This window comes from uncultured Aquimarina sp. (assembly GCF_947500065.1).
In the GTDB taxonomy this organism is placed as follows: Bacteria; Bacteroidota; Bacteroidia; order Flavobacteriales; family Flavobacteriaceae; genus Aquimarina.
This window is the reverse complement of the sequence record NZ_CANMQT010000003.1, coordinates 181,788-200,036: the sequence shown is the minus strand read 5'-3', so window position 1 is coordinate 200,036 and position 18,249 is coordinate 181,788. Positions and strand designations below refer to the sequence as shown.

Annotated in this window: 16 protein-coding genes; 5 read left to right on the top strand and 11 right to left on the bottom strand. The window is 30.4% G+C overall.

The window, feature by feature from the left end:
• Positions 1-35: 35 nt before the first annotated feature.
• The 7 genes from Q0975_RS11000 to Q0975_RS10970 form a co-directional block, all read right to left on the bottom strand.
• Positions 36-1,322, bottom strand: a complete 1,287-nt coding sequence (locus tag Q0975_RS11000) for a M20 family metallopeptidase (protein ID WP_299436468.1) — start codon at positions 1,320-1,322, stop codon at positions 36-38.
• 111 nt (positions 1,323-1,433) lie between these two features.
• Entirely contained in the window at positions 1,434-2,189 is a 756-nt protein-coding gene (locus Q0975_RS10995; protein ID WP_299436465.1) for a LytTR family DNA-binding domain-containing protein, read from the bottom strand.
• On the bottom strand, positions 2,170-3,264 hold the full coding sequence (locus tag Q0975_RS10990) for a histidine kinase (protein WP_299436462.1): 1,095 nt from the start codon (positions 3,262-3,264) through the stop codon (positions 2,170-2,172). Before Q0975_RS10990 ends, Q0975_RS10995 begins: the two co-directional genes overlap by 20 nt.
• 3 nt (positions 3,265-3,267) lie before the next feature.
• Entirely contained in the window at positions 3,268-4,068 is an 801-nt protein-coding gene (locus Q0975_RS10985) for a hypothetical protein (protein ID WP_299436458.1), read from the bottom strand.
• On the bottom strand, positions 4,065-4,487 hold the full coding sequence (locus Q0975_RS10980; protein WP_299436454.1) for an ABA4-like family protein: 423 nt from the start codon (positions 4,485-4,487) through the stop codon (positions 4,065-4,067). Before Q0975_RS10980 ends, Q0975_RS10985 begins: the two co-directional genes overlap by 4 nt.
• A gap of 380 nt (positions 4,488-4,867) precedes the next feature.
• A complete protein-coding gene (locus tag Q0975_RS10975; RefSeq protein WP_299436451.1) occupies positions 4,868-5,539 on the bottom strand; it encodes a LytTR family DNA-binding domain-containing protein in 672 nt (223 codons plus the stop codon).
• Positions 5,540-5,549: 10 nt separating this feature from the next.
• Positions 5,550-6,575: a histidine kinase gene (locus tag Q0975_RS10970; RefSeq protein WP_299436448.1), complete on the bottom strand. Its 1,026-nt coding sequence runs from the start codon at positions 6,573-6,575 to the stop codon at positions 5,550-5,552.
• A 141-nt stretch (positions 6,576-6,716) separates the two neighbouring features.
• Here Q0975_RS10970 and Q0975_RS10965 point away from each other — a divergent pair, with 141 nt between their 5' ends.
• From Q0975_RS10965 to Q0975_RS10945, 5 genes are all read left to right on the top strand, one after another.
• A complete protein-coding gene (locus tag Q0975_RS10965; protein WP_299436445.1) occupies positions 6,717-7,586 on the top strand; it encodes a hypothetical protein in 870 nt (289 codons plus the stop codon).
• 86 nt (positions 7,587-7,672) lie between these two features.
• The gene (locus Q0975_RS10960) at positions 7,673-8,392 is read left to right on the top strand and encodes a hypothetical protein (protein ID WP_299436442.1); all 720 of its coding nucleotides are present in this window, start codon (positions 7,673-7,675) and stop codon (positions 8,390-8,392) included.
• Positions 8,393-8,397: 5 nt separating this feature from the next.
• Complete coding sequence (locus Q0975_RS10955; RefSeq protein ID WP_299436439.1) at positions 8,398-9,087, top strand: M23 family metallopeptidase; 690 nt, start codon at positions 8,398-8,400, stop codon at positions 9,085-9,087.
• 428 nt (positions 9,088-9,515) lie between these two features.
• The gene (locus Q0975_RS10950; RefSeq protein WP_299436437.1) at positions 9,516-10,955 is read left to right on the top strand and encodes a LuxR C-terminal-related transcriptional regulator; all 1,440 of its coding nucleotides are present in this window, start codon (positions 9,516-9,518) and stop codon (positions 10,953-10,955) included.
• A 170-nt stretch (positions 10,956-11,125) separates the two neighbouring features.
• Positions 11,126-14,374: a T9SS type A sorting domain-containing protein gene (locus Q0975_RS10945; protein WP_299436434.1), complete on the top strand. Its 3,249-nt coding sequence runs from the start codon at positions 11,126-11,128 to the stop codon at positions 14,372-14,374.
• A 93-nt stretch (positions 14,375-14,467) separates the two neighbouring features.
• On the opposite strand, the gene Q0975_RS10940 is transcribed toward Q0975_RS10945, so the two are convergent.
• Genes Q0975_RS10940 through Q0975_RS10925 form a run of 4 tightly spaced genes read right to left on the bottom strand, consistent with a single transcriptional unit; the run spans position 14,468 to position 18,248 of the window.
• Positions 14,468-15,274, bottom strand: coding sequence for a PhzF family phenazine biosynthesis protein (locus Q0975_RS10940; protein ID WP_299436431.1), 807 nt, complete (start codon positions 15,272-15,274; stop codon positions 14,468-14,470).
• Positions 15,275-15,284: 10 nt separating this feature from the next.
• A complete protein-coding gene (locus Q0975_RS10935) occupies positions 15,285-16,730 on the bottom strand; it encodes a pyridoxal-dependent decarboxylase (protein ID WP_299436428.1) in 1,446 nt (481 codons plus the stop codon).
• 55 nt (positions 16,731-16,785) lie between these two features.
• Complete coding sequence (locus Q0975_RS10930) at positions 16,786-17,907, bottom strand: PLP-dependent aspartate aminotransferase family protein (protein WP_299436425.1); 1,122 nt, start codon at positions 17,905-17,907, stop codon at positions 16,786-16,788.
• The gene (locus tag Q0975_RS10925; protein ID WP_299436422.1) at positions 17,904-18,248 is read right to left on the bottom strand and encodes a n-acetylglutamate synthase; all 345 of its coding nucleotides are present in this window, start codon (positions 18,246-18,248) and stop codon (positions 17,904-17,906) included. The genes Q0975_RS10930 and Q0975_RS10925 overlap by 4 nt, the downstream gene beginning before the upstream one ends.
• Between the last annotated feature and the right edge of the window lies 1 nt (position 18,249).

The window sequence follows — 18,249 nt, the reverse complement described above, 5'->3', positions numbered from 1 at the left end:
TTTGATAATATATTGATGAATAAAAAGTGATTGTTTTATTTACTGTTAGTTCTTTCTAAGATTAAAGAAGCAAACGATTGCACACCAAATTTTATGGTTGTTTCATCTATAGCAAAATTTGGTGTATGTGGCATAGAAACAATGCCTTTTTCAATGTTAGATCCTCCTAAGAAAAAGAAAACTCCTGGTACTTTTTGCTGATAGAATATAAAATCTTCGCCAAAATAAGGAGTTTGTCCATACAATTGCTTCACCATATCCTTCTTATACGTATTGCGAAGTGTCTTTGCACTAATCGTTGTAAGTTCAGGATCATTTATAGGAGTTCCTGAATAATCCTTTGAATATTCAATGGAGATAAAAGCATCTTTAAATTTAGAATTGAGGATTTGTTTTTTTATTTCAAGAGGTGTGCTATTCACTTTTTTTACATCAGTTTCAAGAAAACTAGCATTATAAAAAGTAACCCCATTATCTGTATTAAGTCTTGCTCCCTGAAAAATAAAGTAATCCTTAAAAATTGTTTCTTTGTTTGCCAACCCTATTTTTGGATCTGAAATCTTATTGATGATATCCCATGGTGAACCATTCTGTTCAATATTACGACCATAACCTTTCAATATAGTATTCATAAAGTTTTCTAACTCTTTTTCATTGGCGCTAGGTTTGAATTTCACCTTGAGTGTTTTTATGTACGCAAATAACTCATTAGCCTTCACATTAATAACTCCTGATGCTTCTGGACCAATATGTAGTCCATAAACTTCATCTGGCTTAATAATATCAAAAAGACCGTCTTCAATCATATCTTTTGCACCCGTAAAGGTTTCTTCAGCGGGTTGAAAAATGAAATAAACGGTGCCTTCTAGATCTTCTTTTTGTTGCGATAAAACATTCGCTATCCCTAAAGCTATTGTGGTATGTACATCATGACCACAGATATGTCGTATTCCTTCATTCTTAGATTTAAAATCTACAACATCTGCTTCGTCTGTTTTTATAGCATCCATATCTGCTCTCCATGCTATTTTTCGGCCTTTTTTACCACCTTTTAGGATTCCCACTACTCCATATCCTCCAACATTCGTTTTTACTTCTAATCCTAAATTTCTTAAATATTCAGCAACGATTTCTGAAGTTCTTTTTTCTTGTTTAGATATTTCTGGATTCATGTGTAAATCCCTTCTAATCTTTACTAGATCATCATAAATCTCATTAGTTTTCTGTGCTATTTCTTGGTGAGAATTTGTGTTTTTATCTGATTGTGCGCAAAGTATTCCAGTTGTTAGCACAAGCATTATTGTTATAAGTTTTAATTTCATGATATAATTTTTAAGGTTATTATTATATCACAAAGATTGTCTTATTATAGCGCGAAGAATAGTACTTTTTGTTGAAGTGTTGTATTTAGTACTTGAAACATCACAGGAACATTATTTGTTCATCCATTCTTTAAAATCACTGGTCTTTTGTCTACTAACAATGAATTCTTGATCCCGAGGATTTGAAATAGATAATTTTACGCGGTGGTTGAAATAAGGATCTATTTTCTGGATTGACATTTTAGAGATAATCTGCCCTCTATTAATTCTATAAAATTTAGTATCATCTAATGAATCAAATAATTGATCCATAGTTTCATCAATAATATATCGTTTACTATGTGTTACACCAAAAGTGATACTCTCTTGAGAATATATGTATAAGAGTTCTGAAGTTCTAATTTGAACAAATCCACTTCCATCTTTAACAAGTATACCTGATCGTTGTTGAGGGGTTTGCATACTGTTTAGAAGCTCTTTTAGAATTACAGGTTCAATTATCGTAGATGGTGTATTAGATTTCATGAACTTGTTTAATGCCGCATTCAATTCATTCTGCTGAATAGGTTTTAATAGATAATCTATACTATTTACTTTGAACGCTTGAATAGCATATTGATCAAAAGCTGTTGTGAAAATAATTGGAGCCACTACCTCTATTTTCTGAAAAATCTCAAAACTTAAGCCATCTGCTAATTGAATATCCATAAATACTAAATCAGGTGTTGTATTATTTCTAAACCATAGTACAGCATCTTCGACCGAATCAATAACCTCCAATAATTCAAAATCTACTGCACTTTTATGTATTAAATTTTGTAATTGATTAGCCGCTCGAGGTTCATCTTCAATGATTAGTATTTTCATAGTATTTCTTTTGATCGGATAATTTTAATAAAGGAAGAGAAACGATAAATTGATTTCCATCATTTATGATATCGGGTGATTCACTTGAAATCAATGCGTATCGTTTTTGAATATTCTTTAATCCAATTTTTGTTGATGATATTTGAGTTGATTTAGCTTGAATTTTATTACTAACTACTAGGCAGTTATCATTTATTTCAACTTTTATAATTAATGGTTTTGCTTTAGAAACTATATTGTGCTTTATAGCATTCTCTATTAAAAGCTGTAAACTCATAGGAACTATCATAGCCATTAATTTATTATCTGGAATATTCCAATTCAATTTCAGGTTATCACCAAATCTTTCTGATTGGATATGAATATAGGCTCTCGTAAATTTTAACTCCTCAGTTAACGTTATTAAATTAGTATTTGCTGATTCTAATATAAAACGATACACATCAGATAGGTTATCAACAAATCCTTTTGCATCTTCTTTAGAATCTTGATCAATAATATCACGTAATGTATTCAGGCTATTGAATAAAAAATGTGGTTGTGCTTGATTTCTTAGCGTATCTAATTGTGCTTCAATCATCACTTGTTTAGCTTGTTCTTCTTCCCGAATTGATTTTTTAAGTCGTACATAATAATAAATCGCCTCATATATTGCCATTGTCATAATGATTATTAATATAATTGGTATAAGTACCTTTAATTGTACTGTATGACTAGCATTTAAACCAAATAAATTAAAAATGATAGGTAATAAATTTCCACCAACGAAATCTACGATTATTACAGTACTAATTATAGCTACAAGAATGATTACAATACGTTTTATATCATCTCGGAAATCAGGATATTTTTTTCGTAATGAAATCAAAATAACTCGTAAAATAAACCAATCACAAATTGTAAAGAATAGCGAAGCACTCCAACTTATAAATAGTATTCCAAAAGGTTGTTCTCCTGTAGTATCATTAAAAAGGAAATTTGTAATAACACTTAAAATTAGAATACCAATGACAGAAAACCAAACATCATTAAATCCTAAGTATTGTATGCGTTTCTTTTTATTAAATAACATCATGATTTATAAGCTTATTAATGGAATTCCTTGTTTAGCTTGATAGAATACAAATCCAATCCATGAGGCATACGATAGCCCAAAGATAGTTACTGCAATAATTTGCTTTCTATTAGTTATTTTCCATTTTTTGGACACCCATAATGCGAATAACGGTATTATTTGTATACCATGCAATCCAAAAAAATGTGCTATTCTCAAATCTCCTCCAACGGTACTCCAATTAACTAATGGTAATCCGGTTCCTCCGTCTACTACTCCAACGCTATGAGATAATTGATTTATCATTTGTCCACCTATCCAGCTACCAACAACTATCACTATCCATCCTATTAATATCGCCCATTGAATGGATTTTGTAGTGTTTAATTTTAGTCTAATCGTATCGAATATAAACAAAATCATTATTAAAACGTTTATCGCTATCATAATGCCCATTCCTAAAAAAAGTAAAGCACTTAATACATTTGATTCATTATAATGAGATTGAACGCCTTGTGATGCCTGATACCCTATAATAAGCATTTCTATAAGCAATGTCCACGAAACAATAGTGCTAAGAATATTTTTCTTTCTATTAGAATAAGGGTATAAAGAAATAAGGTATCCTACAGTAAAAATATAGATGGCAATGGAAATTGAAAATTTTAATGGTTTAATCCATGTATTGACTCCCAACACGGTCCTATCATCAATAAACAAACCTATGATGCAACCAATTGCTATTGTTAAATGGAGCATTACAATTCCATAAAGTATAGGACTTTGATTCCTTACTTTGGTGAGTATTTGTTTTATATATTTCATGACTGTTTTTGTTTAATAGTTTTAATAATCTTAAAAAGCAAAAAACCAAGAGGACCGAACATAAATGTTGCGAACAAACAAGGAGCCATTATTAATTGATGAAGCTCAAGTTTCTTATTTTGATCTAGCATCCACATACCTACGATAAGGTCAAAAGCGAGATAGTGTATCCAGCCAGCCAAAGCGGCATTTTCTTCTGTAAACAATGCCATAACAGATGTTAGGCTTCCAAAATCCATCATCCCTCCTATTTGTATAGCTTGAAAAATATGAATCACATATAGTAATGACAGTACTAAAGGGATTACTTTAAAATCAATCAAGAATTTGGTTACTTTCCATTTTGGAAAAAAAATCATTAGTATCCACATAGGCATAGTGATCATACCTGCTATGGAAAAAATTGCTGCTGGAGTCATATTTTAGTTATTTAGAAAAAGTTAGATTTTGATTAATCGATGATCAAATATTCGATTACTAGAATGAAAATGAAACAACTTTAGCTTCAATCATCGTAAAAGGCTTTTGAATTGTGATATTTATTCTTTAGCTGTATTTTTTCTTGATGTAACAGGTTTATGAAGGGTACGTATACACTATAGAACCAGTTGTGTAGATACTTAAGGTAATATGCTTCTATATTTATTTATAGAAGCAAATCATTACATTTTTAAAGAAATTTTGAAAAAATAAAAAAAGTCTGAGTTAAAAACTTGATGAATTTAGGATATAAATATTGAGATGGTGTGTTTACAGAATAAACTCACAGATAGTTGCAGATACAAATAAAATAATATGATTAAAAACTACCTAATACTTCTTTTTTTAAACGGACACTGATAGGGATTTTATAATCCTTAATAATAACTTGATTCCCTACAATTTCATCTACTTTATATTTTGATACTACATAAGACTTATGAGTTTGTATAAAATAATCTGGTAATAATTCTTTAATCGTCTTTAAAGACATATGAACGGTTATGGATTGTTCGGATGTTACGATTTTAATATAATTCTGCATTGCTTCCACAAACAATATATTATCTATATTAACCTTTTTAAGCTGTTTCTCACTTTTAATAAATAGCACCTCTTTTGAAGTTTCGTTTTCACAATACCTATTGACTTTATTAATTGATTGCAGAAAACGTTCAAATGAAATGGGCTTTACTAAATAATCTATTACATCATATGAAAAACTTTCTAAGGCATATTCAGAATAAGCGGTTGTCATAATTATTAATGGAGAATCTTTTATGTCTTTTAGCCAATCTATTCCGGATAATAAAGGCATATTGATATCTAAAAAAATTAAATCAATTTGATGTGTTTGTAGATATTGATTTGCTTGCAAAGCATTTTTGCACAGTGCAACAATATTTAAAAATGAAAACGCTGTACAATACTCAGCGATAGCTTCTCGAGCTATCGGTTCGTCATCAATAATTAAACAGTTAATTCTTTTCATTTTTTGTTTCTTATAGCATAATGGTCAAATCAACAACAAAATTGTTTTTTTCCTTTCTAATATCTAATTGGTATTTATCTGGATATAATAATGCCATTCGTCTTTTTACATTATTTAATCCAATTCCACCTATGGGTTTTTCAGAAATTAAATTATCAAAACTATTCGTAATATGTAATGTTAGCGTACCTCCTTTTTCTATAATTTTTATATAAATCGTATTCATAACACTATCGTTATGATTACTACAATGTTTAAATGCATTTTCTATAAATGGAATTAATAATAAAGGAGCTATTCTTCTGGTGGAATTTTCAAAATCTATAGTATACTCTAGTTGGATATCAGACCCTCTTCTGGTTTCTTCGATTTTGATATATTGTGATACATAATCAAGTTCTTTTTCTAACAAAATGGTAGTTCCACTTTCATATAATTGATAACGTAGTAGCTCTGAAAATTGGAGTAAAGTATCTTTAGCTAAGTCATTATTTTTACCAATTAAATGGTAGACACTATTGATACCATTAAATAGAAAATGAGGGTTCAATTGTGCTTTCAAGTATTTTAATTCTGTTTTGTAACTTTCTTCTAAAAGTTGTTGCTTTATTTTTTCAGATTTTTTGTGTTCTAATTTAAAAAGAAAGTAAAAACCAGCCATACTATATACTATGTGAAATATAGCGTTAGTTATAAAACCTCCTAGCAAATCTTCTGTTTCTATTTTATAAAAACCATAAAGTAATTGATCAAAGTAAGTTTCAATAATAGAAATCACTAGTATTACAACAATAGAAAACAAATAAAATTTCACCTTTTCATTATGCATATAAATCTTCGGAACTAACCAAAATACTTGCATATAAAATAAGGCGGCATTAAAAAAAAGACCATAAGCATAGGCATACCTTAGACTACCAGAAGTATAAGTAAAACCATTCCAATTAAAATCCGATCCAATAGCAATAAACCAATAATTCAATAACCAGATCAATAGGTGTACTCCTACAATTCTTATTGTTTTGAATAAATTCATTTAATTGTTTTGAGCAAAGTAAAGCATAATTTATTTGTATTAAAATGTCATGCAACGTTCATCAATAAATATTCTACGCTTATCAAATTATTATTTTTTAAACGGTCTTTTTCTGTTCTTTTACTTCAAAAAGCAACAAGGATGATCAAAAAAACTAATTTAATTCTAGTTCTATATGTAACAATCTTTATATTCTCTTGTGCTAATGATGATGAGAAACCTCCTATTGTAGAACCAGATCTTGGAATATCTCAGGAAATTAAAGATTTAATTGTTTTCGAAGGAGATGAAAATGCACCTATAGTAATAGTCAATGCACAATCCGGTGCGGACGATGAACTTCATAGAGATGATGTTGAAGCAATCATACAAATCTTGGGATCTACAGGATTTTTAGCAGTAAATGTACACCAGGCACAAACCTTAAATCCAAGCATATTAGACAACAATGATATAACATTAGATCAGGCTATTAATTTTAATACTGAAAGTATCGAAATGCTGTATAAAGTTATTAAGTATTTCAAAGATGACGGTAGAACCGTTTATGTTTTTGGAAGTTCATTTGGAGGATTAGTGACACAAGGACTAATCGCAAAAAAAGGAATAGATGTCGCTGATAAATATCTAATTGTAGCAAATAGATTAGATATTGATGAAGTCATATGGGAAGGACTTAGTGAAGGAAGATTTGGATTTTTTGAAAATGGAATCAACCCTGTAGTATCTCCAACTCCAGATGAAGATGTAATAGAAAGGAATTCTGCCAGAATAATTGCTGGATTTACAATGTATAGGTATACGCAGCTTTTTAACGTTTTTGAAGATTTATCCAAAATCACATATGTTTATGGAAAAACGGACGAAATTGTTGGTAGACTTACGGCATCAGAAATTGAATTTATGGAGTCTAAACAAATTACTATAATCGAAGGAAATGGAGATCATGATCAAACCACTAGTGGTGATAATATAATTCCAATCTTCATAGATTTATTTGGAACAGAATAACTGCCATCAACCATGGCTCTGAAAAAAGCCTTAAATGAATTCTCTAAACTTAATTTCTATTTTCTTCTTTACTTAACTCACTTTCTATGAAAACAAAACTGTTCTTTCTAATTTCAGTTTTTATACTTTCTTATACAATTGGATTTTCCCAAACAGAAACCAATACTAAAAAGAAACGACTTGAATTTTCTATAGGAGCTAATTTAGGTTCTTTAAAAAATCTAGAACTTGCGCCTGTAGCACGATACGATTATAACGGTATGGTTTACAAATTGAACTATGAAAGCAGAAGTAAAACTCAAAATATATTTGAAATAGGTCTAGATTTCCTAGGGAAAACGGAATTAAAAACTGATAGATTATCAAATTTTAATACAGAAATTTTAAAAGCAGGTTTAGAATTCTCATATTTAAAACAACTTTATAATAAAAGTTCTTTATCAATACATGTAGGGGTACAATCACGATCAAATTTTTCTTTTTTTTATAATTACAGTGACTCTTTTGATTTACAACAAGAGTTTAGTATTGCTGGTCGCTTTGGATATCAACTAAATGAAAAACAATATCTATCCTCAAAAATTACTATTCCGTTTGTGTTCGGTAGAATTACTAATGTTAATGGAGGTCTGTATTCCTTCAATCGTTATCAAAGTATTTTATGGAATTTAAAATATGGCTATAAACTTTTAGATAGCTTTGATATAATAGCAGCTTATAACTTTAATTATAAGAGACTTCAAGTACCTAGTGCATATAGAGAATTACAACATCAATTAAACCTTGGTATCATCTATAAATTTTAGAACTCATGAAACTTATAACCTATATTTTTTCTTTTTTATTGATTTTATTATTGAGCTCTTGTACTGATACTTTAATAGGAGATGAAGGACAAGCTGAAGAAGATAATTTTTTGAATTACCAAACAAAAACAGCTTTAGAATTGCCTTTTGAAAACGAATGGTATGTAGTTTGGGGAGGAAGATCAGTTGTACAGAATCAACATTTTAATAATCGTAATGAGCGATATGCTATGGACATTCTTCAAATAGTAAACAGGACTTCTTTTACTGGCGATGGTACTCAAAATGAAGATTATTATTGTTTTGGTAAACGTTTAAATGCGCCTGGTGATGGAAAAATAATAGCTATGGAAAATAATATTGAAGATAATATTCCTGGGGCTCTTAATAGAAGACAAGCTCCTGGTAATTATATCATAATTGATCACTTAAATGGAGAGTTTTCTTTTATGGCACATTTTAAAAAGAATTCTATAATTGTCTCCATAGGAGATACTATTCAGAAAGGTCAGGAAGTTGGAAAAGTTGGAAATAGCGGGAATTCTACTGAACCACATTTACATTATCATTTGCAAACAACATCTGATAGTTCAAATGGTGTTGGACTTCCTATTCAATTTTTAAATTATTATGAAGATAATGTATTTGTAGAAATAGGTGAGCCAGTAAGAGGCCAATTGGTGAGAAAAAACTAAGTCAATGTATAGATGAATTCCTTATGTATATTAAAATAAATAATCGAGATAATTATTTTTTATTGGATATACCTATCCAGTATTAAATAGTAATCTCATATTCTGAGATCAATTTGTAAAAGTTTTTTGCTATGGATTACTAAATTTTGATAATCACATTTTATGTTTAATATTTTCTTAATTTGATATGTTTTTAAGATTACTATAAAATTTAAAAAAAAATTGAATTACTTTTTATTAATAACAGATTAAGCATTAGTTTAGCCATAATAATTTGATAGTTAAATCTACCTGCATCCTGTTTTAGTTGATTTATTATAGTTATTTAAAATTTATATTAACTATCATAAACTAAATAAACTGGAGAGTTGTTTTAAATTTCTTAACCAAAGAAATTTATATTGATTGCTTGTAACTGACCAAATATAATGCTCATAAATAATAGGCACTCATTCTTGTTTGGAATATCTCTATTTTTATTAATTAGTTTTAATCCAGTATTTGCTTTTCAAACATTTGATCTATCTTATCATCACGATAATAATCAAGATACTAATTTGCAAAATATTCTTGATGAAGATTTTTTAGAGATGCCATCAAGTAACAGCTTTGGGATTGAAAATGGTACTTATTGGTTCCGTCTAAATATAGATCCAACTGGTTTTCCTGACCGAGCTGTAGTATACGTACCTACACACAATATTGATTATATAGAGCTATATAGTTTGGTTAATGATAAACTTCGATATGTTTCAAAAACTGGAAATATCGTAGTGAAAGATGAATTAGCATTTAACTATAAATTTCCCTCTTTTGTTATTAACCATGATGATCTGAAAAACACATATTATATGAAAGTAAGCTTTCCTAAGGGAGCAAACTTTCCTTTAAAAATTGTATCTGAAAAGACTTTCAATACTAATAATACAACTTCTCTCATTTATTTAAGTTTTTTCTATGGTATTTCATTGATTGTTTTACTAATTCACCTATTCTACTTCTTTAAGTTCAAAAACCCGTACTATCTCTATTACTTTGGGTTTTTATTTACATTAATGTTCAATTTACTTATGTTTGATGGAACATTACCTCATTTACTTAGGCCTTTTATAAATTTAGGAGAAATAGAACTTGTCTTTCATGTAATTGAGGAGATATGCTTACTTGCTTTCTCTATCCATTTTCTTGGCCTAAAGAAACGGATGCCATCCTTTGTTAAGTTCTCTTATAGTTTCCCTATATTATTAGCAATCGCTTATTTCTCTTTTTCAATAATTGATAATTTTAAAATTGTAGCAATTGCAGATTCTTTAGGTATTTGCACGATGTTAGTATTATGGATTATAGGAATCTATTATTGGAAAGAAAATGCTTATGCTAAATTTTACGTTATTGGGTATTTAATACTGATGCCTTTAGGACTATATTATTTTATAGGTTATGGATTTGGATGGTGGCCCGTTACTGGAGAAGATAAAATTGTTAAAATTGGTAGCGCTATAGATATGTTAGTCTTTACTTATGCCATCACTTTTAGAATGAAAACTAAGGCTGATGAAAATGAAAAAAAAATAAGCGCACTTGAAGAAGAAATAAGTATTACAAAATCTCAAATCAAAAGTCAAGATCCATATTTTATTTTTCTCAAAAAAAATGAATTTTCAGAAACACCTCTTACATTAAAGGAATTAGAAGTTTTAGAATGTATTTATGAAGGGTTATCCAATAATGAGATTGCTAAAAAACTCTTTATTTCTTTAAGTACAGTAAAAACACATATTAGCAATATCTTTCAAAAGTTTGGTGTCAAAAATCGGATCGATTTAAAATCATTAGTCACAGGTGCAATAAAAGAACACTACTCATAAAAATCTTTCTATCAATTACTTAATGAGGAAGTACTAGAAATATCATACCTGTAAAACTAGCTTTTCTTTTTGTTTAATGATATACTTACATAACAATTTGGACACAGATATGTCCCATCAAGAAATACTCAATAAATTTATTAAGTAACTATCATAAAAAAACCAAATCTATGAGAAGAACATTACTATCACTATTTTTACTTTTTTCATCATATATTTTTGCTCAAAATATTGATTATGAAAGTAGAATAACATCATTTTACGCAAATGATAATAACGAATTTGGAGAAGAAGAATATGCTTGGCTTGGATGGATTAGAGATAATGTAAATACAGTAGAAACAGCTTCAGGCTGTGTTGCAAAAAGTTCTAGTAGTGCTGCAACTCAAACGGGAAACTATGCTGTACGTAATCAAAGTAATACCGCTGCAACAGAGATCATAGGACGTATCGATGCTTGGGAAGATGACTCTGTCATTGACGATAACTGTGTGTATGGTAGTGGAGATGACTCTAGATTACAAACATCTGGCAATTATAGTTTTGTGAATCCCATAGAAGATGTATTCACAACTGCTAATCAAACTATAGGTTCGAATTCATTTAACATGAATCTATTCTATCAATACAAATACGCCAACACAACAATAGCTAATGCTGTAGAAAATACTACTGAAACATTCACAACTGGAGGTACAAAACCTTTTTGGGGGTCTAATGGAGCTTGGTCAAATGACGGCACAGATGCCGCAACTTCTGGAACTATTACAGACAATCAAATATCTTCATTTTCTACAACAGTATCAGGCAAAAGTCAAGTTATTTTTGACTGGAGAGTTTCATCAGAAGCCAATGATTTTTTGCAAGTGTATGTAAATGGTGTTTTAGATGAACAAATCTCTGGTAACGTAGCTTGGGCAACAAAAACAATAAATCTTACAGCTTATACAAATACCATAGAATGGAGATACTCAAAAGATGGTACAGGAAGTGCCTTAGAAGATAGAGGTCATATAGATACTATCTCTTTTACAAATGCAACTCCTTTAACAATTTCGGCAATAAATGAATTTAGCACAACTAATGGTATTGGCGAAAAAGCAACATTTACGGTTACTTTTAACCAAAATGTTGATGTAGATCTTACAGGAGGTACTCCTAGTTTATCATTAGGATTAACACCATCAGGAATGAGACAAGCATCTTATGCTACGGGAACAGGAACTTCGACCTTAACCTTTGAATACACTGTAGTAGCACTAGATCCAGAAAGTCAGCTGACTTTAACTTTTATGGGTACGAATGGAGGTTCTATTGTTAGTAGTTCTAATAATGTACCCGCAAATTTAAATTATAGTTTCCCTATTACTACAAATACCTATATTGATGGTATTATACCTGCAATATCAAATGCAGTAATTTCTACTGATTCTGCAAATCAATCAGGAAGAAAAGCTGCAGGTGATAATGTAATAATTACTGTTAATTTTCCCGAAATAGTTATTAATAATTCTTTCCAGGGTTATATTCCATTTACAATAGACGGTGAAACCCGAACTGCTAGTTTTACAGAAGTTTCTGGAACAACGGCAATATTCAATTATTCAATTGTAGCTGGAGAAAATGGTCCAGTCTCAGTATTAGATACTGATATAATTACAGCTACATCTGGCTCATTAGATGATGTTGCAGGAAATTCATATGCTGATACGGCTTTTAACTCCGTAAGTGGTATAGTAATAGTTGATACGACACCAATAATCCTAAGTACTACATTATCAGGCAGTGATACTAATATTGTCATAGATGGAGAAAGTATAATAGTAACAGTAACTTTTTCTGAAGATCTGATTGATAATTCCTTTATGGGTTCAGTTCCTTTAACAATTGGTGGTGTTTCACGTACCGCTAGTTTCATCAGTGTATCTGGGAGTACTGCGACATTCGAATATGTGGTTGCTGCCGGAGAAAATGGTACTGTATCTGTATTAAATACCAATGCTATTACAATTACTACTGGTTCACTTGAGGATAACTTAGGAAACCAATATGCAGGTGCCTCATTTAATTCTGTAAGCGGAATGGTTATAGTGGATACAATACCTATTATTCGTTTTGTATCTGTTTCCAGTGATAGCGCTATACCGGGATTAGCCTTAGAAGGAGATAAAATAAGAATATCAGCTGTATTTTCTGAACCAGCTACCGATAATTCTTTTGTGGGCCATATCCCTTTTAAAATAGGAGGAGTTTCACGGTCTGCAGATTATATATTTTTATCCGGATCTCTAATAGAATTTGAATATCAAATTGTATCTGGAGATAATGGTCCTGTAGTCGTACTAGGAACAGATTCTATTGTAATTACAACAGGTTCATTAAATGATGCTAATGGAAATTCTTATGTTGATGCTCCAATTTCTTCTGTAAGTGGAGCTAGTATTATAGTAGACACTGAATCACCTAGTATTAATAATCTACTAATTTCAAGTAGTTCATCTACTCAACCTGCCAATGCAGGACGCATCATAAAATTGAAGGCTACCTTTTCTGAAGATGTTACAAACAACAGTTTTACAGGAACAGTTCCTTTTACAATAGGAGGTGTTTCTAAAATCGCAAGTTTTAATGGCCTATTATCTGCAACAGAAGCAGAATTTGTATATACAGTTGTATCAGGAGATAATGGTATTGTTATGGCATTACCTGCTGACAATATTAATATTACTAATGGCCTATTACTAGATAATGTTGGGAATCCATACGTAGATGCATCATTTTCTTCTGTAACTGGATCAGTGCTGGTTGATACAACTGCACCTAGTATTGATAGTGCCTTAATTTCTAGCAATAGTTCAATACCCGGAACGGCAATCGAAGGAGATAATATTATAATAAGAGTCACCTTTGCCGAAAATATTGCGGAAGACGGTTTCAACGGTTCAATACCTTTTACAATTGGTGGAATACCCAGAGTGGCTAACTATAATGAATTCGAAAGTTCCACAGAAATAGATTTTACCTATACTGTTTTATCAGGGGATAGTGGCCTTATTGCCGTTTCTGATATTGATAACATTACGATTACAAGCGGTTCACTCGAAGATGCTGCAGGAAATCTGTATATCGATGCTCCATTTTCTTCGATTACTGGAACAGTGACAGTTGATAACACCACATTATCCGCGAATGATTATGTTGGCTTTCAGAACATTGTGTTATACCCGAATCCAACGGAAGGAATGGTTAGTATTAATAATAATGAGATCCTGAAAGTAACAGTATTCAATATAACTGGTCAAAAGGTATGGGAATCATTCAAAAATAATTTTGACACTTCAACACTAAAGTCGGGAGTTTATTTTGTAAACATTGAAACAGAAAAGGGAAGTATAATAAAGCGTCTTATACGAAAGTAATCTTAAACATTTAGTTTTATTGTATTGGCAAAATACTTTCCTAATAGTAAATGGGAAAGTATTTTACCAACACTCTTTCTTTTATTGTTTTTCTCATACCATTAATTTTCCCTCAAATACAATTACTGCTTGACTCTTTATGATGAACTTTTTATCATTAATTAGTTCAACTTCCATAAAGCCAGTTCTTTTTGAAGATTGAAAAGATTTCATTTTTGTTTTTCCTAACCGCTTACTCCAATAGGGCGTTAAAAAAGTATGTGTACCTCCGGTTACAGGGTCTTCATTGGTACCACTCCAAGGCCAAAAATATCTGGAATAAAAATCTAATTCACTACTAGATGACGCTGCTGCTGTCACTAATACTCCATTAAAACTATTCGTTGATTTATAAAGAGCATTAAAATCAGGATTTAATTCTTTAAGTTTTCTAGAATCGTTAATTTCTAAAAGCAAAATATTAGTCTCTACATTGTATTCAGCATTTTTAATTTCATCTATAGTAAGAGCTTTTAATAAAGCGGAAGGCACTTCTGAAGGTATTGTTTTATACACAGGAAATTCCATGATAATTTCATTACCTTCTTTCTGAATGTACAAATCAATATCCTGGATGTTTATAAAATGAATTTCTTCACAATCAGTTATTTCAAAAACTACTTTAGATGCTGCGAGCGTTGCATGACCACACAATGGAATTTCCATTTTTGGTGAGAAATATCTAATAGAATATTGATTACTTTTTTCTGATTTCTGAATAAACGCTGTTTCAGATAATCCCAATTCTTGTGCAATTAGCAGCATTTTTTCTTCAGTCAATGTACTATCTAAAATGCAAACTCCTGCTGGATTACCCTTAAATGCTTCATCAGTAAATGAATCTACTATATATGTTTTCATTATTTTATTTTTAAATTAATTGATTACCTAAAGATCTTAAAACATCGATTAAATACTCTACATGTTTAGCTTCCCTTCTAAAGTTAGTACAACAAGCTCTTAGAACTACCATTCTGTTTAACGTCGTTTCCCTAATAAAAACACGTTTATCGGTTTCAGTTAATTTAACAAGTTTAAGGTTTAGATTATTTATTTCTTCTAAATTTAGTTTCTTATCATTACCGATATATCTAAAACATACTATAGATAAACCACTAGCCATAAACTCAAAGTCATTAGATTTTTGAATGAGCACTGTTAAGAAATTCATTACTTTAATACTACCGTCTATTGCTTGTTTAAGGTTTTCCTGACCATAAACTTTAAAATTCATCCAAACTTTTAAGGCCTTAAAATTCCTAGATTGCTGAAAACTATATTCAGAAAAATCAACTTGTAACTCTTGATTATAATCAAACTTTTGATATTCTGGTATCACACTAAAAGTTTCTTTTAAATGATTTTTATCTTTTACCAAAATACATCCAGCTTCAAAAGGAACAAACAACCATTTATGTAAATCAATAGCAACCGAATCTGCTTGATTTAAACCTTTGAATGAGCTTTTTGTAGCCTCCAAATTGGCCGCACAACCTCCATATGCTGCGTCTACGTGAAACCAAACATCATATTTTTCACATAACTCAGCCAACTGATATAAAGGATCAATGGCTCCTGTATTCACGGTACCTGCATTTCCCACAATACACATTGGTGTATAACCAAATGCCAAATCTTCTTTTATTTGAGCTTCTAATTCCTTTACATTTATAGTAAAGTCAGAAAGTGTAGCAATTTTTCGCAGATGTTTTTTCCCAATTCCTAAAGCATCTATACTTTTATCAATACAATAATGGGTTTCCTCAGATGCGTATACCGTAAATTGTGATTGTTCTTTTAATCCATCTATTGAAATATCAATGTTTGATTTTAGTCGTCTTGCAACTTGTATTCCTGTTAAGTTTGCAGTAGAACCTCCGCTTAAAAATACACCTGAAGCATTATTGCTATAACCACAAAATTGACCAATCCATTCTATAACTTGTTTTTCAATTTCACTTGATGCAGCAGAATTCATCCAAGTTGTGGCATTTACGTTTAATGCTGTTGCTAAAAAATCACCAATAATACTTGCCTGTGATGCACAAGATGTTACCCAAGGATAAAAATGAGGACTGTAATGTATTGTAGAATTTGGAATGACATTTTTCTTTATAATAGAAAGAATATCTTCTACTTCTGATGAATCTGATGGGATTGACTCTTTAAAAAAATCTTTAATTTCTTGTGGATTGGGGTTATTATAGACTTTTTGATTATCGATATTCGAATACATATCAGCAACCATATTAGCTGCCTGATATAGTTGTGACCGAAAATTTGTTATAGGTTGATCTAAATTAGTTTTAATATTCATCAGCGATATACTTTTATATAATCCTATCTATAAGATCAGTTATTTCATTTGTTTCTTATTCTAATGCTTGTTCCCAATCAGCTATTAAATCATCTATATGTTCAAGTCCTACAGAAATGCGTAGTAAATTATCTGGGGTTGTTGTATGAGGTCCTTCAACAGATTCACGATGTTCTATAAGACTTTCCACACCTCCCAAACTTGTAGCTGTCGTAAATAGTTTTAAATTATTAGAGATGCTAATTGCTGTATTTTTATTTCCACTTATTAGTACCGAAAGCATAGCGCCATATCCATTTTTCATTTGCTTTTTTGAGATTTCATACTGTGCATTGTTCTTTAATCCTGGATAATTTACTTTTTTAATTTTTGGGTGACTCTCTAAATAATTGGCTAATTTCTCAGCACTTTTGGATTGTTCTTTAATTCGTAAGGGCAACGTTTTAATACCACGAATGATCAACCAACAATCAAAAGGAGATGGAACTGCACCCGACAATAATTGAATTTGTTTTATTTTTTCGCTTAGTTCATTATTCTTCTTTAAAACTAAACAACCTCCCATAACATCACTATGTCCACCAAAATATTTTGTAGTTGAATGCATTACAATATCTACCCCTAATTCAATTGGATTTAGCAAAACTGGTGTCAGCCACGTATTGTCAACACCAACACGTATATTATTAGACTTAGCTATTTTTACAATTGCTTCAATATTGATTACTTTTAATAAAGGATTAGAAGGGGTCTCTATCCATATTAATTTAGTATTGGATTGAATAGCTTTAGAAACATCCTCTAAATCAGACATATCAACTTTGGTTAATCTCAAATTCCATCTATTGAATACATCGTTAAGAAGCATATGTACATTAAAAAATACATCATCCGGAATCAGTATGTGATCTCCAGATTTTAAAGATTGAAAAACAGCATTAATTGCTCCCATTCCTGAAGAAAATGTATAGGCAACTTCTCCTTTTTCCAGGATAGCCAAACTTTTTTCTAATTGGCGCCTATTTGGATTATCTAGTCTTGAGTATCTATAATCATTTGTAAAACGCCCATCTTCATTGCGTAGATATGTCGTAGATAGATGTATGGAAGAACTTACTGCTTTAATTTCTTCAGTACTGTCTTTTGTATGATGTATAGCTAATGTTTCTGGTTTCATGAAGATTTAATTTCTTCTAATAAAGAATCTCCTTTAGAATAATCTTTACAAGTCCATTGCCATTTTTCGTTTAATTGAATTTTTTCATTTTTAATGGTTATTTCAGTATTACAAACACCTGTCAAAAATTCGCCTTTTAGATTTAATTGTTGATAAATCAAAATGATCTTGTTATCATTTAATTTCCCTATTAATGTCCCTAATTCAATATTTCCTCCAGCATAGGAAGCCCAAATTTTATCACCTTCTTGCCTATAATGAAATATTGTATCTGCAGTAACATCACCATTACTGGAGTTATCCAAAGCTTTGAATTTTTTATTATTAAGATTAATATTCATA